The following is a 20,209-nucleotide window of genomic DNA, read 5'->3' as shown; positions in this document are numbered from 1 at the left end:
GGCAGAATCAAACGGCCGGCAGGGGGCGCGGCCCGACGGGAGGGAGTACCGATGCCTGCGAGCATCCTCGAGGAGGTCGGTCACCTCCTCGGCGCGGCGTTGACACCGAACACGGTCACCCGCCTCCTCTGCCCCTCCTGCGGCTCCGGCCACGTGGCCCAGGTCCTCGGCGACAACGGCGGCGTCTCGTACGTGTGCACGGCCTGCGGCCACAGCTGGAGCTGAGCGATGGGTGCACACAGGCGGAAGTGCGACTGGTGCGGCAGCGGTACGCCGATCGTGCGCGACATGGAACCGGTCAACCCCGACTACCAGTACTGGTGCGAGGAGTGCGCGCGGGCGCTGATCATAAAGGGCGACCCGATCGAGACGTACCGCGAGCTGGAGGGCGAGCCGATCTACGGCCGGCTCCTGGAGGAGCACTGCACCCTCAAACGCTTCTATTCGTTCGTCACGGCGTGAGACGTGACGTCGGCCGGGGCCCCGCGCGGGACTCCGGTCGACGTCGTAAATAACGGTCATACGGGGCACACCGGAAACGGATTTGGTGAAGCACCCCCTCGACCGTGTAATGTTGGCATCGCCGCCGGGGAAACCGGGCGGAAGACAAAACACACGGCCCGGCCGCGTGAACAAGGGGCTATAGCTCAGTTGGTAGAGCGCCTGCATGGCATGCAGGAGGTCAGGAGTTCAATTCTCCTTAGCTCCACAGTAGTCGAAGGCGGATCATCCGATCGGATGATCCGCCTTCGACGTTCGTGCTGTGTAGGCGGCCCGTCCGCCGCGCACTTCGTGCGCCGCACGGCGAAACGGCGGGCCACCGTGGCCGGGTGACCCGCCGCTCGCGACGTCAGCGGCCCAGGGCGCGGCGTCCCCGGCCCTGGGAGAGCACCGGCAGGTTCCGGGCCGGAGCCTGCGCGCGCGTGTCCTCCTCCAGGCGCAGCGCCAAGGCGGGGCAGCGGCGCACGGCGCGCAGCGCCTTGGCCTCCGCGTAGCGCGGCACCTGCGCCTGGGCGACGGTCGGGAACCCGTCGGCGCCCAGTTCGAACACCTCCGGGAGGATGTCCGCGCACAGGCCGTGGCCCCGGCACAGCGTCCAGTCGACGTGGATCTTCTGGCGGCTCGGACCGGCCTCCTCGGCCTCGCCGCCGCCCGGGATGCCCGTGGGGGCCCTGCCGCCCTCGAAGAGCGGCAGCACGCCCTCCACCGGCCGTCCGCAGCCGTTGCCCAGCACATGGGCGGCCAGGTCGTCGGTGAACGCCTTGACGGTGGACTCCAGGAACATCGCCGAGCCGTCCGGGTGCGAGCACGCGCCGCGCCGCTTCACGTTCCGGGCGACCTGCTTGAGGGCCTCCAGGGCGGCCGGACCGCCGCCGCCCAGGATGTCCTCCATGCCGCGCGCCGCGGCCGGCAGCCCGAGGTAGCAGGGGCCGCACTGGCCCGCGCTCTCCTCGGCCAGCCACTTGGCGACCTGCAGCGACTCGCCCAGCGGGCAGGTGTTCTGGCTGATCGGGAGGATCGCCCCGGCGCCGAGCGAACCGCCCACCGCGTCCAGGGAGTTGCGGGAGACGATCGCCTCGTCGACGGTCGCCGCGTCGATCCACTTGCCGTGGTAGCCGCCGGTCAGCACGCCCTGCGGCACCGGCGGCGCGCCGGCCAGCTGCAGGACGTAGCGCAGCGGCACGCCCGTGGGGACCTCGATCACCATGGGGCGCGCGACCGCGCCGGAGACCGTCAGCATCACGGTGCCCGGCTCGTCGTACAGGCCGGTGTTGCCGTAGCGCTCGGGGCCGATGCGGGCGGCGATCGCCAGCTGCGCGAACGTCTCGGCGTTGGACAGCAGGGTGGGGGCGCCGCCGACGCCGGTCTGCGAGGCGCTGACCTTGCGGCCCGGCGGGACGGCCGGGCCGCCGTCGATGGACCGGATCAGCGAGGCGGCGGCGCCGGTGACCATGCGCACCGGATTGCGCTGCACGCGTGCGCGCAGCGCCGAGCGGCGGCCGTTGCTGAGGCCGCGCTCGGCGAGGGCGGCCTCCATGGAGCGCTGTGTGGACTCACGGGTGACCCCCACCACGAGCGTGCGGGCACCCATGGCCTCGGCGCACAGCAGGGCGCCGTCCAGGATGAGGTGCGGGGCACGGTTGATGAGCACCGTGTCCTTGCGGCAGGCCGGTTCGTCCTCGCTGCCGTTGACGACGACGACCGGCCGTACGCCGCGCTTGATCGCCGATTCGGCGACCGAGCGCAGCTTCTTGTGGAAGGGGAAGCCCGCGCCGCCGCGTCCCCTGAGGTTGATGGCCTCGGCGAGCTGCGCGAGCTGCTCGCCCCCCAGTGGTTCGAGTGGCCCGTGCACCTTGAGGTGCATGGGCAGATCGAGTCGTTCGACAAGGTCGAAGCCCGACGTGAGCTGAGGAAGGCCGACGACGCGGACTTCCGGGACGTCGGGCAGGGCCTCGTTCACCTGTGGCCTCCGGAAGGCATGTTCCAAGGTTCGCCCGGACCCGGCGCGTCGAAGGAGGCGCCGGGGGGTGTTTCAGTGGCGGGACCGCTCGTGTACGTGTCAGTGGAGTTGTACGTGCCGTACAGCGGGTTCGTCTCACCGGTGTCGTACACATCACGTCCGCCGTAGGCGTTCGTGCCCGGATCGTTGTAGGCCGGGATGGTGTGTCCCGTGTCGTTCAGCGGGTCGTAGGCCGACGGGGGCGCCTCGCCGACGGGCGGGGGCGAGGGGACGGGCCAGCCGCCCGGCGCTCCGCCGGGACCGTCCACGCGCGGCATCGCCTCGGTGGCCCGCAGGTCGTAGGGCATGTCCATGCGCGCGGTCGCGTCGGCCGCGTACGGCTGCGTCGGCGTCGACACGGCCCGGTAGGCCGCCGCGAAGCCGGAGGGCGGCTCCGGGGCCGCGGCGGGGGTGCCGTAGAACGGCGAGGCGGCGGCCGGGACGCGCGGCAGGGGACCGGTGCCGGGGGCGCGGGAGGGGCGGTCCCCTGCCGCGTTCTCGTAACCGGGCAGCGTGGAGCGGTCCGTCCTGGCCCGGCTCGCGTCGAGGTCGTCGAGTACGGGCCGGTCGCCGCCGCCGAGCAGGGTCACCGTCCGGTCGGCGATCCTGCGCTTGACCGGGCGCGGCGCCGCGCGCAGCGCCAGGGCTCCCATGACGCCGAGCAGGGACAGGCCGTAGAGGATCACGAAGACCGGCTTGGCCTGGCGGCCCGCGTACAGGCCGTGGACGAGCGCCGCGCACCAGGCCGGGTAGGCCAGCATGTGCATGGCCCGCCAGCGGGCGGCGACCGGGGCCGGGGTGGCGAAGTTGCTGCGCAGCGCGCCGGTGATGCCCACGAAGACCATCAGCAGCCCGGCCAGGGAACCGAGGCCGATCAGGCCGGCGCTCCCGGTGACGCCGAGCGAGAACGGGATCACCGCGGCGATCACCTGGGTGTGGTCCAGGGCGATCTTGGTGGTGATGTGCAGCAGCAGGAAGGCGATCGAGGCGACGGCGGTCGTGCGGTGCACCGCCTGGCCCACGATCCGCTGGCGGGTGTTCAGGAAGATGCGGTCCTGGGCCACCAGGCCCCAGATCACCGAGCAGCTGAGGGAGACGAGGGAGAGGACGCCCGCGCCGAAATTCAGGAACTCGCGGAACTGGCTGCCTCCCGCCAGGACGACCACGGGTATCAGGAGCAGGGCGACGGCGGACGCGACCCCGTAGGCCGAGCGGCCCGGTTTGGGGAGCGAGCTGTTACTGCGACGAGGGTTCATGGGGGCGACTCCGAGCGGTTCGGGTGAGCGGTCCCGAGAGGACGAACTCTAAGCGGCTCCAAACCGGCCAGTACGCGGTTTGAGTTATTGCCTTGTTATCTACGTGGCGGAGGGGCTTTCCGTTGTCCTCATAGGGATCGTTACGCCCGGTAAGCTGTGAACTTCGTTCAGCTTTTCCGCGCCTCCACAACCGGATCACCACCCTCCGGAGTGGTCCGGCGGCCTCCGGTGAAGCTCCGTCGCGGCGCGCTCGACGGCTGCGGTACCCTGACGCCATGCGTGCCGTACGCCTTCTGCTTAGCGAGCCGCGCTGATCAGTCCCGACCGCCGACGACGCGGGTGGTCGGAATCGGCGCGGCGTCCCCTCCTGTGCGAGGGGATTTTTCGTTTCCGAAAGTCGCAGCCGTCGGCAGAGTCGATCTGATGGAGCTTTGAGGATCATGAGCGAGACGAACCCCGCTGCCACCGCCGCCACGTCGGCGGAGGCGGCGCCGCACCGCTACACGGCCGCCATGGCGGCCGAGATCGAGGCACGCTGGCAGGACTTCTGGGACGCCGACGGCACGTACGCGGCGCCGAACCCCGAGGGAGACCTGGCCGGCGACCCCGAGCTGGCCGCCCGGCCCAAGAAGTTCATCATGGACATGTTCCCGTACCCCTCCGGTGCGGGCCTGCACGTCGGCCACCCCCTGGGCTACATCGCCACCGATGTATACGCCCGGTTCCAGCGGATGACCGGCCACAACGTCCTGCACACCCTGGGCTTCGACGCCTTCGGCCTGCCCGCCGAGCAGTACGCCGTGCAGACCGGCACGCACCCGCGCGTGTCCACCGAGGCCAACATGGAGAACATGAAGGCCCAGCTGCGCCGGCTGGGCCTGGGCCACGACAAGCGCCGGTCGTTCGCCACGATCGACCCGGAGTACTACAAGTGGACCCAGTGGATCTTCCTGCAGATCTTCGACTCCTGGTACGACGACAAGGCGGACAAGGCCCGCCCGATCGCCGAACTGGTCGCGGCGTTCGAGTCCGGTGAGCGTCCCGTACCCGGCCACACGCGCGCGTGGGGCGAGCTGACCGCCGCCGAGCGCGCCGACGTCCTGGGCGAGTTCCGCCTGGCCTACGCCTCCGACGCGCCCGTCAACTGGTGCCCCGGCCTGGGCACCGTGCTGGCCAACGAGGAGGTCACCGCCGACGGCCGCTCCGAGCGCGGCAACTTCCCCGTCTTCAAGGCCAAGCTGCGCCAGTGGAACATGCGCATCACCGCCTACGCCGACCGGCTGCTGGGGGACCTGGAGGAGCTGGACTGGCCCGAGGCCATCAAGCTGCAGCAGCGCAACTGGATCGGCCGATCCGAGGGCGCCCGCGTCGACTTCCCGATCGACGGCGAGCGCATCACCGTCTTCACCACCCGCCCGGACACCCTGTTCGGCGCCACCTACATGGTGCTGGCGCCCGAGCATCCGCTGGTCGAGAAGTTCACCCCCGAGGCCTGGCCCGAGGGCACCCACGAGGTGTGGACCGGCGGCCACGCGAGCCCCGCCGAGGCCGTCGCCGCCTACCGCGCGCGGGCCGCCTCCAAGTCCGACGTCGAACGCCAGGCCGAGGCCAAGGACAAGACGGGCGTCTTCATCGGCGCGTACGCCACCAACCCGGTCAACGGCGAGCGCATCCCGGTCTTCATCGCCGACTACGTCCTGATGGGCTACGGCACCGGCGCGATCATGGCCGTCCCCGCGGGCGACCAGCGCGACTTCGAGTTCGCGCGCGCCTTCGAACTGCCGATCCACTGCGTGGTCGAGCCCACCGACGGCCGCGGCACCGACACCTCCACCTGGGAGGACGCCTTCGGGTCGTACGACGCGAGGATCATCAACTCCGCCAACGACGAGATCTCCCTGGACGGCCTGGGCGTCACCGAGGCCAAGGCGCGGATCACCGAGTGGCTGGAGCGCTCCGGCGTCGGCGAGGGCACCGTCAACTTCCGCCTGCGCGACTGGCTGTTCAGCCGTCAGCGCTACTGGGGCGAGCCCTTCCCGATCGTCTACGACGAGGACGGCATCGCCCACCCGCTGCCCGAGTCGATGCTGCCCCTGGAGCTGCCGGAGGTCGAGGACTACTCGCCGCGCACCTTCGACCCGGACGACGCCGACACCCAGCCCGAGACCCCCTTGTCGCGCAACGAGGAGTGGGTCGACGTCACCCTGGACCTGGGCGACGGGCCGAAGAAGTACCGCCGCGAGACCAACACCATGCCCAACTGGGCCGGCTCCTGCTGGTACGAGTTCCGCTACCTGGACCCGCACAACGACCAGAAGCTGGTCGACCCCGCCATCGAGCAGTACTGGATGGGTCCGCGCGAGGGCATGCCGCACGGCGGCGTCGACCTGTACGTCGGCGGCGCCGAGCACGCCGTGCTGCACCTGCTGTACGCGCGCTTCTGGTCCAAGGTCCTGTACGACCTGGGGCACGTCTCCTCCGCGGAGCCGTTCCACAAGCTGTTCAACCAGGGCATGATCCAGGCCTACGTCTACCGCGACAGCCGCGGCATCGCGGTGCCGGCCGCCGAGGTGGAGGAGCGCGACGGCGCCTACTTCTTCCAGGGCGAGAAGGTCTCCCGGCTGCTGGGCAAGATGGGCAAGTCCCTGAAGAACGCGGTCACCCCGGACGAGATCGCCGCCGAGTACGGCGCCGACACGCTGCGTCTGTACGAGATGGCGATGGGCCCGCTGGACGTGTCCCGGCCGTGGGACACGCGCGCGGTGGTGGGCCAGTTCCGGCTGCTGCAGCGGCTGTGGCGCAACATCGTCGACGAGAACACCGGCGAGGTCACCGTCACCGACGCCGAACCCGACGAGGACACGCTGCGCGCGCTGCACAAGGCGATCGACGGCGTCCGCCAGGACCTGGAGGGGCTGCGCTTCAACACGGCCATCGCCAAGGTCACCGAGCTGAACAACCACCTGACGAAGGCGGGCGGCGCGCTGCCGCGGTCGGTCGCCGAGCCGCTGGTGCTGATGGTCGCCCCGCTGGCCCCGCACGTCGCCGAGGAGCTGTGGCACCGCCTGGGCCACGCCGAGTCGGTGGTCCACCGGGACTTCCCGGTCGCCGACCCGGCCTACGTCGTGGACGAGACGGTCACCTGCGTCGTCCAGATCAAGGGCAAGGTCAAGGCGCGCCTGGAGGTGCCGCCGTCGATCTCCGAGGAGGACCTGGAGAAGACGGCGCTGGCCGACGAGAAGGTCGTCGCGGCGCTGGACGGGGCGGGCATCCGCAAGGTGATCGTGCGGGCGCCGAAGCTGGTGAACATCGTCCCGGCGTGAGGTCGCGGACTCCGGCGTGACGGCCGGGGCGTGAGCGCCTCCGGGTAGTCCCCTACGGGCAGGTTCGGGGTTTTTCGGAACCCCGGGCCTGCCCGTTGCGTTTACCGTTGAGGGGCGGCGCGGACCGTGCCGCCCCTGCCCGAGGAGGAGCGCCGTGGAAGCAGTCGTCACCGTCTTCGCCCTGCTCTTCCTGCTCTGCGTGGTGCTCGGCGCCTACGTCACGGTCAGAGCGGTGGGCGCGGCCAAGCGCGGCGTGGACCGCACCATCAGCCAGGCCCGCCGCACGGTGGAGGACCACACGTTGCGGGCCAGGTCCCTCGCCCGGCCGGGACCGGCGGGCGAGCTGGCCGAGCTGCGGCTCACCCTGCGCACCTCGATGCGCGCCACCCAGGACGCCCTGTACGCCGGAGCGGCCGAGGACGAGTCGCTCAAGGAATCCGTCGCCCTGTTCGAGCGCCTGAGCGCGCACGGACACGAACTGGACGGCGAACTCAAGCGCCTGGAGTCCGAGCCGGACCGCGCGACCCTCGCCGGCCTGATCCCGGACCTGCGCGCCCGCACCCGCCGCATCACGGAGTCCGCCGACTCCCTGCGCTGGGCGGCCCGCGACCGCGCCCGCCGCTTCGCCGACGACGACCTCGACGCGCTGAGCGCCCAGATCGACGTGGAGGCCGGCGCCCTGCGCCACTGGACCACGACCCAGACGCCCGGTCACGGGACCACGGCGGAGCCCACCTCCGAACCCCCGCGGGGCTCCGAGCCCGCGTCGGGCCGTTCGGACGGGCCGGCCGGACCCCGGGCCGCGCGGTCCGACTTCGCGCGGGAGGCGGACCCGCACGCCATCACCCCGCCGAGCCGCCGGCCCTCCTACTCCTGGACCAAGAAGCCGCGGCCCGAGAGCACCACCTGACGCGCGTGGCCCGTGTGCCCGGCAGGACCCGCCGACCCATGTGATCCGGCCGACGGGACACCCGGTCAGAGGGGCTGGGCTGCCGCCCGGGCGCTACGGCAGGTAACCTCCAGCTCATGTCCCGCCATGTCGCGATCGTCACCGATTCAACGGCCTACCTGCCGCCGCGGACGATGGAGCGCCACGGCATCACCGCGGTCCCGCTGACCGTGGTCCTAGGCGACCAGGCGCTCCAGGAGGGCTCGGAGATCTCCACGCGCGCGCTCGCCCAGGCGCTCCAGAAGCGACGCCCCGTCACCACCTCGCGCCCCAGTCCCGAACTCTTCGCCGAGACCTACCGCGAGGTGGCGCGGTCCGGCGTGAGCGGCATCGTCTCCCTGCACCTGTCCGCGGAACTGTCCGGCACCTACGACGCCGCGGTGCTCGCGGCGCGTGAAGCCCCGGTGCCGGTGCGGGTCGTGGACACCGGGATGATCGCGATGGCGCTCGGCTTCAGTGCCCTGTCCGCCGCCGAGGCCGCCGAGAACGGCGGCACGGTGGACGAGGCGGTCACCGCCGCGGAGAAGCGCGCCGGGGGCACCTCCGCCCACTTCTACGTCGACACGCTCGACTATCTGCGCCGTGGCGGCCGTATCGGGGCCGCGCAGGCCCTGCTCGGCTCCGCGCTCGCCGTGAAGCCGCTGCTCCAGTTGCAGGACGGCCGTATCGAGCTGCTGGAGAAAGTGCGGACGGCGTCCAAGGCGATCGCCCGCCTGGAGGAGATCGCCGCCGAGCGCGCCAACGGCGCCGGCATCGACATCGCCGTCCACCATCTCGCCGCGCCGGAGCGTGCGGCGGCCCTCGCCGACCGGCTCCGTGCCCGGGTGTCCGGACTGGCGGACCTGCACGTGAGCGAGGTCGGCGCGGTGATCGGGGCACACACCGGGCCGGGGCTGCTGGGGGTCGTCGTCTCGCCGCGGTGACCCGTGTGGGTGACGGAGTTGTCCACAACCGGTCGGTAGTCCCCGGGAACCGAGCAAGATCATCGCGAAGGTGCCGGTCCGGCCCATGCTCGGCCCATGGCACTTCGCTCACACTCACGCACAGCGACCGCGACGAGCGGACCGGGCCGCGGTCCCGGCTCGGACGGCCGCACCCGCCACCGCCGCCCGGCCGGCCGGCACGGGATCGGCCCCGGGATCGGCCCCGGGACCGGCCCCGGGACCGGCCCCGGGACCGGAGGCGGGGCCGGACACGGACGCCGGGTCGGCGGCCGGAGCTCCGGGAACAGGGACGCGTCGGCCGAGGAACTGCGGCGGCGCGCTCATGCGCTCTTCGCCGAACGCCCCGAGGCGGTGGGGGAGTCGGGCAGAGGCCACCCGTCGGCCCGGACCTCCGACCCGAACCCCACCGCCACGCACCCGCGGTCACCGGCCCGGGACAGCTCCCGCGTCCCGTCCTGGGCCCGCCCGGACCCGTCTTCGGGTTCGGACTCGTCTTCGGGGCCGGGTCCGACTCCGGCCTCAGGTCCTGATCCGACTTCGACCCTGGGTCCGGCCCCGGCACCGGCCTGGGGTCCGGACCTGACTGTGGCTTCGGGGCCGGACCCGACCGCGGCGTTGGGCCCGGCTCCGGTCCTGGGGCCGGACCCGACACCGGCCTTGGGGCCGGGCCCGACACCGGCCTTGGGGCCGGGCCCGACACCGGCCCTGAGTCCGGGCTCGGTGCCGGCCCCGGCACCGAGCCCGGACCCGATCCTGCTCGCGGCCCCGATCCTGCTCCCGGACTCGGGCTCGGATCCGGCGCCGGTCGCGGACCTGGCTCCCCGTGGCACGACGTCGGATCCGCGCGCTGCGGAGGAAGACCCGCGCGCTGCGGCAGCAGACGCGCACCCGGCCGACGCACCTCCGAGGGAAGCGGAACCGGGCCGGACCACCCGGCATCCTCCGTCCTCCGGCACGCCCTCGATGGCGGCGAGCGGCGAGTTACCGCCCTGGTCGCCCGTCGGCGGCGGCGTGGATCCGCTCGCCGAGGTCGACGGCGGCCGGACCGTCTCCTGGGCGGGGCGCGGCCGGCGGGAGCGGTTCGGGCTCGCGCTCCGGGACCGTATGCCGGTGTGGCTGCAGACCCGCTGTGCGCTGGAGCGCAGGAACGTGATCGCGCTCACCGCCGTGCTCGCCCTCGCCGCGGCGGTCGCCCTCCAGCACTTCTGGACCGGCCGCACCCAGACGGTACGGGCGCCCGAGGCCGTCCGGGCCATGGCCCCCCACCCTGGCCGGGGGACGGGCGCGGTCGCCGCGCCCGGCGCCTCGCCACCGTCCCCTGGCGCGGGCGCCACCACCTCGGCCGGCCCGGAGATCGTCGTGGACGTCAGCGGCAAGGTCCGGCAGCCCGGGATCCACCGCCTCCCGGCCGGCTCCCGGGTCGTGGACGCGTTGCGGGCGGCGGGCGGGGCACGGCCGGGCACCGACCTCCGCGCCCTCAACCGGGCCAGGTTCCTGGTGGACGGCGAACAGGTGGTCGTGGGAGGGCCCGCACCGGCGGCAGGACCCGCCCCGCCCGGCTCGGCCGCCGCGGGCGCGTCCGGCTCCGGCCGGGCGGGCGGCCCGGCGGCCCCGGTCTCCCTCGGCACCGCCACCGTCGACCAGTTGGAGACGCTGCCCGGGGTCGGCCCCGTGCTGGCCCAGCACATCGTCGACTACCGCACCCAGCACGGCGGCTTTCGCTCGGTGGACCAACTGCGCGAGGTCAACGGCATCGGCGACCGCCGCTTCGCCGACCTGCGCCCCCTGGTCACGCCATGACCCGCTCCCGGGCGACCACAGAGCCCCCCGTTGCCGCCCCGCCCCGTCCCCGCGCGGCGGTCCATGCCGCCTCCGGGAAACGGCTCGGCACCGCCCACCCCCGACAGGAAGGACCGACCGACCTGCGACTCGTCCCGCCCGCGCTCGCGGCGTGGGCGACGGCGGCCCTGGCGCTGGACGCGCCCGCGGGACGGGTGGCGGGCTTCGCGGCCGTGTGTCTGACCGCCGGCGCCCTGCTCCTGCTCGCCGGCCGGTGGCGGCGAAGCACCGGCTCCCGGCAGAGCACCGGCTCCGGGCGGAGCGCCGGATCCCTGCGGGGTCCCGGACCCCGCACGGGCGCCTGGGCGCGCACCACCGTCGCCGCCGTGCTGCTCGGCGCGTCGGCGGCCGCCGCCTCCGCGGGACTGCACGGGGCGGACGTGCGGCGCGGACCGGTGCCGGCGCTGGCCCGGCGCTTCGCCACGGTGACCGCCGAGGTGGAGCTGACCTCGGACCCCCGGCTCACCCGGCCCCGGGTCAGCGGCGACCACATGGCGCCGGCCTCGGTGCTGATCGAGGCGGAGGTGCGGCGAGTCGAACGGACGGGCGGGGCGGAGGACGCGGTGACCCGCACACCGGTGCTGCTCCTCGTCAACGCCCCGGCGCACCCGGGCGGGGGGACCGGCACGCGGGGCCGAGGAGAGCGGGCCTCGCCCTGGCTCGGGCTGCTGCCCTCGACCAGGCTGAGGGTGACGGCGAGGCTGTCGCCCCCGCTGACGGGCGGCGACCGCATCGCGGCGGTCCTGCGGGTCCGCGACCGGTCGGCCCCCGAGGTGATCCGGGGACCGACTCGGTCGCAACGACTGGCCGGACGACTCAGGGCCGGACTGCGCACGGCGACCGACGGACTCCCGGGGGACGCGCGGGCGCTGCTGCCGGGACTGGTCGTCGGAGACACCTCGCGGATCACGCCCGAACTGGACGAGGCGTTCAAGGAGACGGATCTCGCGCACACCCTGGCCGTCTCCGGGAGCAACCTCACGATCCTGCTCGCCCTGCTCATCGGCCCGCCCGGCCTGGCCCAGCGCGTCGAGCGCCGTGGCCTCGCCCCGCGGCTCGGCCTGCCGCTGCGGAGCACCGCGCTGCTGGGCGGCGCGCTCACCCTCGGGTTCGTCGTGGTGTGCCGGCCCGACCCGAGCGTGCTGCGGGCCGCGGCCTGCGGAGCCGTCGCGCTGCTCGCCCTGGCGACCGGACGCCGCAGATCGCTGATCCCCGCCCTGGCTACGGCGGTACTGCTGCTGGTGCTCTACGACCCGTGGCTGGCCCGCGGTTACGGCTTCCTGCTGTCGGTGCTGGCCACCGGCGCGCTGCTCACCCTCGCACCGCGGTGGAGCGAGGCCCTGCGCCGGCGCCGGGTGCCCGGGCGTCTGGCCGAGGCGCTGGCCACGGCGGCCGCCGCGCAGGCGCTGTGCGGACCGGTCGTCGCGGTGCTGTCGGCCCGGGTGAGCCTGGTCGCGGTGCCGTGCAACCTGCTGGCGGAGATCGCGGTCGCCCCCGCCACGGTGCTGGGCTTCGCCGCCCTGGCGACGGCGCCGGTCGCGATGCCGGTGGCCAAGGCGCTCGCCTGGTGCGCGGGTTGGCCCGCCGGGTGGCTGGCGAAGGTGGCCCGTACGGGGGCGGCGCTGCCCGGCGGGGGAGTGGACTGGCCGGGCAGCTGGACCGGGGCGCTGCTGCTGGGCCTGCTCACGGCGATGCTCGTACCGCTGGGCAGGCGATTGCTGCGGCACCCCTGGCTGTGCGGGGTCTGCGGGGTGGTGCTCCTGCTGGTGGTGCTGCAACCGCCGCCGCTGACACGGGTGGTGACGGGCTGGCCGCCACCGGGCTGGCGGTTCGCGATGTGCGACGTGGGACAGGGCGACGCGACGGTGCTCGCGGCGGGGCCGGGCGCGGGCGTGGTGGTGGACGCGGGCCCCGACCCCGAGCCGGTGGACCGGTGCCTGCGCGCCCTGGGCGTCACCAGGATCCCGCTCCTCGTGCTGACCCACTTCCACGCCGACCACGTGGCCGGCCTGCCCGGCGTACTGCGGGGACGCTCGGTGGGAGCGATCGAGACGACGGGGTACGAGGAGCCCGCGCAGCAGGCGGAGTTCGTCCGCGGGCAGGCGGCCGGGCGCGGCATCCCGCTGCTCCGGGCCGTCGCCGGCGAGGAGCGCCGCACCGCCGGTCTGACCTGGCGGGTCCTGTGGCCTCCGCCTTCTCCGGCCCCGCTCCCGGACGGCCCGAACGACGCCAGTGTCACCCTGCTGGTGCGGGCGGGCGCCCTGCGCCTGCTCCTGCTCGGCGACCTGGAACCCCTGTCCCAGCAGGCCCTGCTGCACTCACCGGCCGCGGCGAGCCTGCTCCACGTGGACGTCCTCAAAGTCGCCCATCACGGCTCGGCGTACCAGGACCCGGACCTGATACGGCTGGCGGCCCCACGCCTCGCCCTCATCTCCTGCGGCACGGACAATCCCTATGGTCACCCCGCTCCCCGCACGGTCACCGCCCTGCGTGCCCAGGGCGCGGTGGTGCTCCGCACGGACCGGGACGGCCCGATCGCGGTCACCGGGGAGGGGCCGGGCCTGCGAGCGGTGACGCGTGGCTGAGGGGCGGCGCACGCGACTGGAGCGGTGACTCGTTGGCCGCGGAGACAGCGGGATCCGTAGAGTCCCCGCATGAAGGACGAGAGCGAGTCGGCTGTCCGGGCGGCCGTCGAGGGGGAGTTGCGGCTCCTCGCGCCCGAGGTGCGCGCGTCGGCGGATCGTGTGCTGGAGCTGCTGGATCCGGAGTTCACCGAGATCGGCGCCTCCGGGCGGTGGTGGGACAGGGAGTCGATCCTCGAGGTGACGGGGGACGGCTCGGTGAGCGAGGGGTGCCCGGTCGAGGTCAGTGAGATGTCCGGAGTGGTCCTCGCCCCGGGCGTCGTCCACCTGACGTACCTCAGCGACCACGGCGGTCGCCGAGCACGGCGGAGTTCCCTGTGGCGTCTGACGGAGTCGGGCTGGCGGGTGTACTTCCACCAGGGCACCCTGACCGGCTGAGCCGGGGCGGTGGCGCGAGACTGAGGGCATGGATGCCACTGAGATCGACGCCTACCTTCGCCGGATCGGGGCCGAGCGCCCGGCCTCGCCCACCGGTGCCGCGCTCAGGGAGCTGCATGTGCGGCACCTGCGGAGCGTGCCCTTCGAGAACCTGTCGATCCACCTCGGCGAGGAGATCGTGCTGGAGGAGGAACGGCTGCTGGCGAAGGTGGTGGGGGCGCGGCGCGGCGGGTTCTGCTACGAACTGAACGGGGCGTTCGGCGCGCTGCTCGCCGCGCTCGGTTTCGACGTCACCGTGCTGGCGGCGCGGGTGCACGGGGAGGAGGGGCGGCTCGGGATCCCGTACGACCACATGGCGCTGCGGGTGCGGACGGCGGACGGTGGCGACTGGCTGGCCGACGTGGGGTTCGGGGCGCACAGCCACTTCCCGCTGGCGTTCGGGGAGCGGGGCGAACAGGCCGATCCCGGCGGTACGTTCACGGTCACGGACGTCCCGGTCCTGGTCGCCCCGGGCACGGACGTCCCGGTCATGGACGCCTCGGCCACGGACGTCCGGGGCGCGGCCGGGACGGATGCCGGACTCGTCGCCGGCCCGGCGGTTCCCGTCGTCGACCTGGACGTCTCTCGCGACGGCAGGTCCCAGTACCGGCTGGAGACGCGGCCCCGGGTCCTCGGTGACTTCGTGGGCGGGGCCTGGTGGCACCGGACCTCGCCCGCCTCGCACTTCACACGGTCGCTGGTGTGCTCCCGGCTCACCGAGGACGGCGGGCGGATCACGCTCAGCGGGCGCACCCTGACCACGACCGGGGCCGACGGGACGCGGAACGTGCGGGAACTGGCGTCGGACGAGGAGGCGCTCGCGGTCTACCGGGACCGCTTCGGCATCCGTCTGGGCTGTGTACCGACTGTGCGAAACCCTGAGGAGAGCGACTGATTCCGGCCATACGGCATCAGACGTATTCAGCCATGCTCACTCGCACCCAGATGTAGTCAGTTGTGGTCACTCGTGCTCAGTCGTGTCAGGCGGTGCAGTTCCAGCACATGCGTTGCTTTCCCTCGATGTGCCCCTGTGTTGCCTCGAAAGCCCCATCGATGATCGAATGCGTCATTGACAACAGTTGTTCTCACGTGGTGCAGAAGGTGTCATAGATGATCGGCCGGTTGCTGGGAAGCCGAGCGAAGCGAGTGCAACGGACGAGTCCCCTGGCGGCCGTGCGAACCCCGCCGAGCGCGGGAGTGCTGAGCTGCCGGGTGCTGGACCCCGTCGGCCAGCCGGTGCCGCAGGCGGAGTTCACGGTCACCGACGCCGCCGGGCGCAAGGTGATCGGCGGCGGTACCGATCCCTTCGGCTCCTTCGTCGTGACGGTGCCGGAGGGGGAGTACCGGCTCGCGGTGTCCGCCGAGGGGTACGCGCCCTACCGCGCCGCCGCCACCGTCGCACCGGACTCGCTCACCTCGCTCGGCGACGTGACGCTGCGGGTCGCCCGGCCGCCGCAGCTTCCCGCGCCGGGCGACTGGGAGATCGACCCGACGCATTCCTCCATCGGGTTCAGCGCCCGGCACATCGGGCTGGCCCGGATCCACGGCCGGTTCAACTCCTTCGCCGGGACCGTGCGGATCTCCCCGGAGACGGAGCACTCGGCGATGCACGTGGTGATCGACGCGGCCTCCATAGACACCAACGTCAGGATGCGCGACGACCACCTGCGGTCGGCGGACTTCCTCGACGTGGGCCGGTTCCCGACCCTCGAGTTCTACAGCGAGCGGTTCGCGCACCGCGGCGGCAACCGGTGGGCCCTCACCGGGGCGCTCTCGCTGCACGGCGTGACCCGTACGGTCACGCTGGACGCCGAGTACCTCGGGCTCGGCAACGGCATGGAGGGCGAGGCGCGGGCGGCCTGCCGGGCCACCACCGAACTGCACCGCGACGACTACACCATGAGCTGGCAGACCATGCTGGCGCGCGGCATCGCGGCGGTCGGCCCCACCATCGAGGTCGAACTCGACGTACAGGTGGTGCCCAGGGGCTGAGCCGGCTCGTCCGCCGGGTGCGGCCGCCCGCGCCCGGTGTCCGACAATGGCTCGCGTGAGTGACGTGAGACATGTGCTGGTGCTGCCCGACCGCGACGCCGCCGAGGAGGCGGCCGAGGCGCTGGGGGAGCGGTTCGGGATCGACGAGGAGCCCGGGCTCGTACGGGACGCGCTGGCCGGTGAGGACGACGCCGAGGACGCCCAGTGGCTCGTCGTGCTGCACGACGAGGAGGAGCGGCTCGACCCCGGCGAGCTGGACGAGTTCGCGGCGCGCTGGGACGGCTGGCGGGAGGAGCCGTAGGCCCGCCCTCGACGGGCCCCGCGACCACGGTCCCGCGGCCCCGTCCGTGACGGACCCCGGCGGCCGAGGTCACCGTGGCGGGCCCCCGGCGGCCGGGGGCATCGGGGCGGGCCGCATTGTCAGTGGCCCGTGGGATGCTTGACGCGATGGCCAGGAAGACTGCGAACGACGACCCTCTCGCCCCGGTGACGCTTGCCGTGGGCCAGGAGGACCTGCTGCTCGACCGCGCCGTGCAGGAGGTGGTGGCCGCCGCCCGCGCCGCCGACGCCGACACGGACGTACGCGACCTCGCTCCGGACCAGTTGCAGCCCGGCACGCTCGCCGAGCTGACCAGTCCGTCGCTCTTCGCCGAGCGCAAGGTCGTGGTCGTGCGCAACGCGCAGGACCTGTCGGCCGACACGGTCAAGGACGTGAAGGCGTATCTGGGGACGCCCGCCGAGGAGATCACCCTCGTGCTGCTCCACGCGGGCGGAGCCAAGGGCAAGGGGCTGCTGGACGCCGCGCGCAAGGCGGGGGCGCGGGAGGTGGCCTGCCCGAAGATGACGAAGCCGGCCGACCGGCTCGCCTTCGTCCGCGGGGAGTTCCGAGCCCTGGGCCGTTCGGCGACGCCCGAGGCCTGCCAGGCGCTGGTCGACGCGATCGGCAGCGACCTGCGGGAGCTGGCCTCCGCGGCGTCGCAGCTGGTCGCCGACGTCGAGGGCACGATCGACGAGGCCGTCGTCGGGCGCTACTACACCGGCCGGGCGGAGGCCTCCAGCTTCACCGTCGCCGACCGGGCCGTCGAGGGCCGGGCCGCGGAGGCGCTGGAGGCGCTGCGCTGGTCGCTCGCCACGGGCGTGGCGCCGGTGCTGATCACCAGCGCGTTGGCGCAGGGCGTGCGGGCGATCGGCAAGCTCTCCTCCGCGCGCGGCGGCCGGCCCGCCGATCTCGCCCGCGAGCTGGGCATGCCGCCGTGGAAGATCGACCGGGTCCGGCAGCAGATGCGCGGCTGGACGCCGGACGGGGTCGCCGTGGCGCTGCGCGCGGTCGCCGAGGCGGACGCGGGCGTCAAGGGCGGCGGCGACGACCCGGAGTACGCCCTGGAGAAGGCGGTCGTGACCATCGCCCGCGCGGCCCGTTCCCGAGGCCGGGGCTGAGGCCTCTCGTTCGGATCGTGCCGGGTTCGCGGGCCCTGGCACCGCCCCGAAAAGGCCGTCACCCCCCGCGTCCAGCCGGAGCCGGACGCCGCGAAAGGCGGTGCGGACAGGCCGAAGGCCCCGGACGGCCTCCCTGGGGAAGGGAGGCCTCCGGGGCCTTCGGTTCACGCTGCTTGGACCCGTGCCCGCGTGGCGAACGCAGGCCGCGCACAGGTCCGGGGTGCCGGTCGGGGGCGGATGAGAGAGGGCCCGCCCGGGTCCGTCCGGCGTCAAGTCGGGAAAACTCAGCCCTTGAGGGACGCGACCTTCGAAGCGAGCGCCGACTTCTTGTTGGCGGCCTGGTTCTTGTGGATGACGCCCTTCGAGACGGCCTTGTCGAGCTGACGCGCGGCGGCGCGCTGGTACTCGGTGGCCTTCTCGACGTCACCCGCGGCAGCGGCCTCGCGGGCCTTGCGGATCGCGGTCTTCAGGGAGGACTTGACGGCCTTGTTGCGCAGCCGAGCCTTCTCGTTGGTCTTGATCCGCTTGATCTGGGACTTGATGTTCGCCACGAATGAGCCTTTTCAGGTTCTGGCACGGGGCCGTGAGGGTCCCGCAGCCGGTGATTTTCTTGGGGTGTGCCTCGTGCAGAGAGGGCATGAGACACAGCGGCCCACACTACCAGCGGCCTCTTCCCCGCCCAAAACCGCCTGTCGGCGACCCGCGGGAGCGACCCGCTGCGGCGGCCCGCCCGGTCGGTCCGGCCGCCCGCGGCACCGGGACGACCGCCCCCGGGCGACCGCCCACGGCGAGCCGCGGCGGCGTCCCGCGGCAGCGGCCCCCGGCGACCCCCGCCCCCACCCGATCCGCGCTCCCCGCCGGACATGGGACCATGGAGACTACGTATAGATCCGACCCGAGACCGCAGACGGACAAGCACACGTATGCGGACGCCTCAAGAATCAGGACCCTGCGTGCCCGCGACCCCTAGCCATGTGCCCGAGCCGAGCCGTACCGACCCGGCGCTGATCCGCAACTTCTGCATCATCGCGCACATCGACCACGGCAAGTCCACGCTCGCCGACCGGATGCTCCAGCTGACCGGGGTGGTCGAGCAGCGGCAGATGCGCGCTCAGTACCTCGACCGCATGGACATCGAGCGCGAGCGCGGCATCACGATCAAGTCCCAGGCGGTGCGTCTGCCGTGGGCCCCCACCCACGACCCCGGCAACACGCACATCCTCAACATGATCGACACGCCGGGGCACGTCGACTTCACCTACGAGGTCTCCCGGTCGCTCGCCGCCTGTGAGGGCACCATCCTCCTGGTGGACGCGGCCCAGGGCATCGAGGCGCAGACCCTCGCCAACCTCTACCTGGCGATGGAGAACGACCTCACGATCATCCCGGTCCTGAACAAGATCGACCTGCCGGCCGCCCAGCCGGAGAAGTTCGCCGACGAGCTCGCCAACCTCATCGGCTGCGACCCCTCCGAGGTGCTGAAGGTCTCCGCCAAGACCGGACTCGGCGTCGAGGCGCTGCTGGACCGCGCGGTCGAGAAGATCCCCGCCCCGGTAGGTGTCGCCGACGCCCCCGCCCGCGCGATGATCTTCGACTCGGTCTACGACTCCTACCGCGGCGTCGTGACGTACGTCCGAGTCGTGGACGGTCAGCTCAACAAGCGCGAGCGGATCCGGATGATGTCCACCGGCGCCACCCACGAGCTGCTGGAGATCGGCACCAACTCGCCCGAGATGCTGCCGGCCGACGGCCTCGGCGTCGGCGAGGTGGGCTACCTCATCACCGGTGTGAAGGACGTCCGCCAGTCCAAGGTCGGTGACACCGTCACCAGCCAGGCCAAGGGCGCCACGGAGGCGCTCGGCGGCTACAAGGACCCCAAGCCCATGGTCTTCTCGGGCCTGTACCCGCTGGACGGGTCCGACTACCCGGAGCTGCGCGAGGCGCTGGACAAGCTCCAGCTCAACGACGCCGCGCTCGTCTACGAGCCGGAGACCTCCGCCGCCCTCGGCTTCGGCTTCCGCGTCGGCTTCCTCGGCCTGCTGCACCTGGACGTGATCCGGGAGCGGCTGGAGCGCGAGTTCGGCCTCGACCTGATCGCCACCGCCCCCAACGTGGTCTACCGCGTGATCATGGAGGACGGCAGCGAGGTCACCGTCACCAACCCGAGCGAGTTCCCCGAGGGCAAGATCGACGAGGTGTACGAGCCGGTCGTGCGCGCCACGATCCTCGCGCCCACCGAGTTCATCGGCGCGATCATGGAGCTGTGCCAGACCCGGCGCGGCACCCTGCTCGGCATGGACTACCTCTCCGAGGACCGGGTCGAGATCCGCTACACCCTCCCCCTCGCGGAGATCGTCTTCGACTTCTTCGACCAGCTGAAGTCCAAGACCCGGGGCTACGCCTCCCTGGACTACGAGCCCACCGGCGAGCAGTCCAGCTCCCTGGTCAAGGTCGACATCCTGCTGCACGGCGACAAGGTGGACGCCTTCTCGGCGATCACCCACAAGGACCAGGCGTACGCGTACGGCGTACGGCTCGTCGCCAAGCTCCGGGAGCTGATCCCGCGGCAGAACTTCGAGGTGCCCGTCCAGGCGGCCATCGGTTCGCGCGTGATCGCCCGCGAGACCATCCGCGCCATCCGCAAGGACGTCCTCGCCAAGTGCTACGGCGGCGACATCTCCCGCAAGCGCAAGCTGCTGGAGAAGCAGAAGGAAGGCAAGAAGCGCATGAAGATGGTGGGTTCCGTGGAGGTTCCGCAGGAGGCCTTCATCGCGGTGCTCTCCAGCGATGACAGCGCGGGACCGGCCAAGGGCAAGAAGTAACCGCCCGTCGCGCGGCGGCACCGCCGCGAAACGGGTGAAAAGGGGGCCTGTCGCACGAAAGTGCGGCGGGCCCCCGCGCGTGTGCGGG

General features: G+C 72.9%; 16 protein-coding genes and 1 tRNA gene. 14 read left to right on the top strand and 3 right to left on the bottom strand.

Going from position 1 to position 20,209, the window contains the following annotated elements; all coding sequences use genetic code 11:
• Nucleotides 1–51 precede the first annotated feature (51 nt).
• The 3 genes from ACH5A8_RS03505 to ACH5A8_RS03495 all read left to right on the top strand — a co-directional run bounded on the left by ACH5A8_RS03505 (nt 52) and on the right by ACH5A8_RS03495 (nt 709).
• Nucleotides 52–225 (top strand): hypothetical protein, encoded by a 174-nt coding sequence (locus tag ACH5A8_RS03505; RefSeq protein WP_398997457.1) that lies wholly within the window; start codon nt 52–54, stop codon nt 223–225.
• A 3-nt stretch (nt 226–228) separates the two neighbouring features.
• A complete protein-coding gene (locus ACH5A8_RS03500) occupies nt 229–462 on the top strand; it encodes a hypothetical protein (RefSeq protein ID WP_003976229.1) in 234 nt (77 codons plus the stop codon).
• A 174-nt stretch (nt 463–636) separates the two neighbouring features.
• Nucleotides 637–709 (top strand) — tRNA-Ala (locus tag ACH5A8_RS03495).
• A gap of 141 nt (nt 710–850) precedes the next feature.
• Here ACH5A8_RS03495 and ACH5A8_RS03490 read toward each other — a convergent pair.
• On the bottom strand, nt 851–2,461 hold the full coding sequence (locus ACH5A8_RS03490) for an NADH-ubiquinone oxidoreductase-F iron-sulfur binding region domain-containing protein (RefSeq protein WP_398997454.1): 1,611 nt from the start codon (nt 2,459–2,461) through the stop codon (nt 851–853).
• Nucleotides 2,458–3,756, bottom strand: coding sequence for a cytochrome b/b6 domain-containing protein (locus ACH5A8_RS03485; RefSeq protein ID WP_398997452.1), 1,299 nt, complete (start codon nt 3,754–3,756; stop codon nt 2,458–2,460). Before ACH5A8_RS03485 ends, ACH5A8_RS03490 begins: the two co-directional genes overlap by 4 nt.
• A 440-nt stretch (nt 3,757–4,196) precedes the next feature.
• Here ACH5A8_RS03485 and leuS point away from each other — a divergent pair, with 440 nt between their 5' ends.
• The 10 genes from leuS (at nt 4,197) to holA (ending at nt 17,299) form a co-directional block, all read left to right on the top strand.
• Entirely contained in the window at nt 4,197–7,079 is a 2,883-nt protein-coding gene (gene leuS / locus ACH5A8_RS03480) for a leucine--tRNA ligase (RefSeq protein WP_398997450.1), read from the top strand.
• A gap of 154 nt (nt 7,080–7,233) precedes the next feature.
• Complete coding sequence (locus ACH5A8_RS03475; protein WP_398997448.1) at nt 7,234–7,989, top strand: hypothetical protein; 756 nt, start codon at nt 7,234–7,236, stop codon at nt 7,987–7,989.
• 116 nt (nt 7,990–8,105) lie between these two features.
• On the top strand, nt 8,106–8,951 hold the full coding sequence (locus tag ACH5A8_RS03470; protein ID WP_398997446.1) for a DegV family protein: 846 nt from the start codon (nt 8,106–8,108) through the stop codon (nt 8,949–8,951).
• Nucleotides 8,952–9,983: 1,032 nt separating this feature from the next.
• The gene (locus tag ACH5A8_RS03465; RefSeq protein ID WP_398997444.1) at nt 9,984–10,772 is read left to right on the top strand and encodes a helix-hairpin-helix domain-containing protein; all 789 of its coding nucleotides are present in this window, start codon (nt 9,984–9,986) and stop codon (nt 10,770–10,772) included.
• On the top strand, nt 10,769–13,396 hold the full coding sequence (locus ACH5A8_RS03460) for a ComEC/Rec2 family competence protein (protein ID WP_398997442.1): 2,628 nt from the start codon (nt 10,769–10,771) through the stop codon (nt 13,394–13,396). The genes ACH5A8_RS03465 and ACH5A8_RS03460 overlap by 4 nt, the downstream gene beginning before the upstream one ends.
• A 69-nt stretch (nt 13,397–13,465) precedes the next feature.
• Complete coding sequence (locus ACH5A8_RS03455; protein WP_398997440.1) at nt 13,466–13,831, top strand: DUF4440 domain-containing protein; 366 nt, start codon at nt 13,466–13,468, stop codon at nt 13,829–13,831.
• 28 nt (nt 13,832–13,859) lie between these two features.
• Nucleotides 13,860–14,765 (top strand): arylamine N-acetyltransferase, encoded by a 906-nt coding sequence (locus ACH5A8_RS03450; protein WP_398997438.1) that lies wholly within the window; start codon nt 13,860–13,862, stop codon nt 14,763–14,765.
• A 215-nt stretch (nt 14,766–14,980) separates the two neighbouring features.
• Nucleotides 14,981–15,862, top strand: coding sequence for a YceI family protein (locus tag ACH5A8_RS03445; RefSeq protein WP_398997436.1), 882 nt, complete (start codon nt 14,981–14,983; stop codon nt 15,860–15,862).
• Between the two features lie 46 nt (nt 15,863–15,908).
• Complete coding sequence (locus tag ACH5A8_RS03440; protein ID WP_398997434.1) at nt 15,909–16,163, top strand: hypothetical protein; 255 nt, start codon at nt 15,909–15,911, stop codon at nt 16,161–16,163.
• 146 nt (nt 16,164–16,309) lie between these two features.
• Complete coding sequence (gene holA / locus ACH5A8_RS03435; protein ID WP_398997432.1) at nt 16,310–17,299, top strand: DNA polymerase III subunit delta; 990 nt, start codon at nt 16,310–16,312, stop codon at nt 17,297–17,299.
• 284 nt (nt 17,300–17,583) lie between these two features.
• Here holA and rpsT read toward each other — a convergent pair whose 3' ends face one another.
• Nucleotides 17,584–17,850 (bottom strand): 30S ribosomal protein S20, encoded by a 267-nt coding sequence (gene rpsT / locus ACH5A8_RS03430; RefSeq protein ID WP_015660447.1) that lies wholly within the window; start codon nt 17,848–17,850, stop codon nt 17,584–17,586.
• Between the two features lie 402 nt (nt 17,851–18,252).
• On the opposite strand from rpsT, the gene lepA reads away from it, so the two are divergent.
• The gene (gene lepA / locus ACH5A8_RS03425) at nt 18,253–20,121 is read left to right on the top strand and encodes a translation elongation factor 4 (RefSeq protein WP_398997429.1); all 1,869 of its coding nucleotides are present in this window, start codon (nt 18,253–18,255) and stop codon (nt 20,119–20,121) included.
• Nucleotides 20,122–20,209 lie beyond the last annotated feature (88 nt).

Source organism: Streptomyces sp. NPDC018610 (genome assembly GCF_044391765.1).
In the GTDB taxonomy this organism is placed as follows: domain Bacteria; phylum Actinomycetota; class Actinomycetes; order Streptomycetales; family Streptomycetaceae; genus Streptomyces.
Note: the sequence above shows the minus strand (reverse complement) of the source record. Positions and strands in the feature narration are given on the sequence as shown.

Excerpts from the sequence above, each read along its gene's own strand:
- ACH5A8_RS03440 (WP_398997434.1), top strand. The coding sequence starts at position 15,909 with ATGGCTCGCGTGAGTGACGTGAGACATGTGCTGGTGCTGCCCGACCGC.
- ACH5A8_RS03505 (WP_398997457.1), top strand. The coding sequence starts at position 52 with ATGCCTGCGAGCATCCTCGAGGAGGTCGGTCACCTCCTCGGCGCGGCG.
- ACH5A8_RS03500 (WP_003976229.1), top strand. The coding sequence starts at position 229 with ATGGGTGCACACAGGCGGAAGTGCGACTGGTGCGGCAGCGGTACGCCG.
- ACH5A8_RS03460 (WP_398997442.1), top strand. The coding sequence starts at position 10,769 with ATGACCCGCTCCCGGGCGACCACAGAGCCCCCCGTTGCCGCCCCGCCC.
- ACH5A8_RS03445 (WP_398997436.1), top strand. The coding sequence starts at position 14,981 with ATGATCGGCCGGTTGCTGGGAAGCCGAGCGAAGCGAGTGCAACGGACG.
- ACH5A8_RS03485 (WP_398997452.1), bottom strand. The coding sequence starts at position 3,756 with ATGAACCCTCGTCGCAGTAACAGCTCGCTCCCCAAACCGGGCCGCTCG.
- ACH5A8_RS03450 (WP_398997438.1), top strand. The coding sequence starts at position 13,860 with ATGGATGCCACTGAGATCGACGCCTACCTTCGCCGGATCGGGGCCGAG.
- holA (WP_398997432.1), top strand. The coding sequence starts at position 16,310 with ATGGCCAGGAAGACTGCGAACGACGACCCTCTCGCCCCGGTGACGCTT.
- ACH5A8_RS03455 (WP_398997440.1), top strand. The coding sequence starts at position 13,466 with ATGAAGGACGAGAGCGAGTCGGCTGTCCGGGCGGCCGTCGAGGGGGAG.
- leuS (WP_398997450.1), top strand. The coding sequence starts at position 4,197 with ATGAGCGAGACGAACCCCGCTGCCACCGCCGCCACGTCGGCGGAGGCG.
- ACH5A8_RS03470 (WP_398997446.1), top strand. The coding sequence starts at position 8,106 with ATGTCCCGCCATGTCGCGATCGTCACCGATTCAACGGCCTACCTGCCG.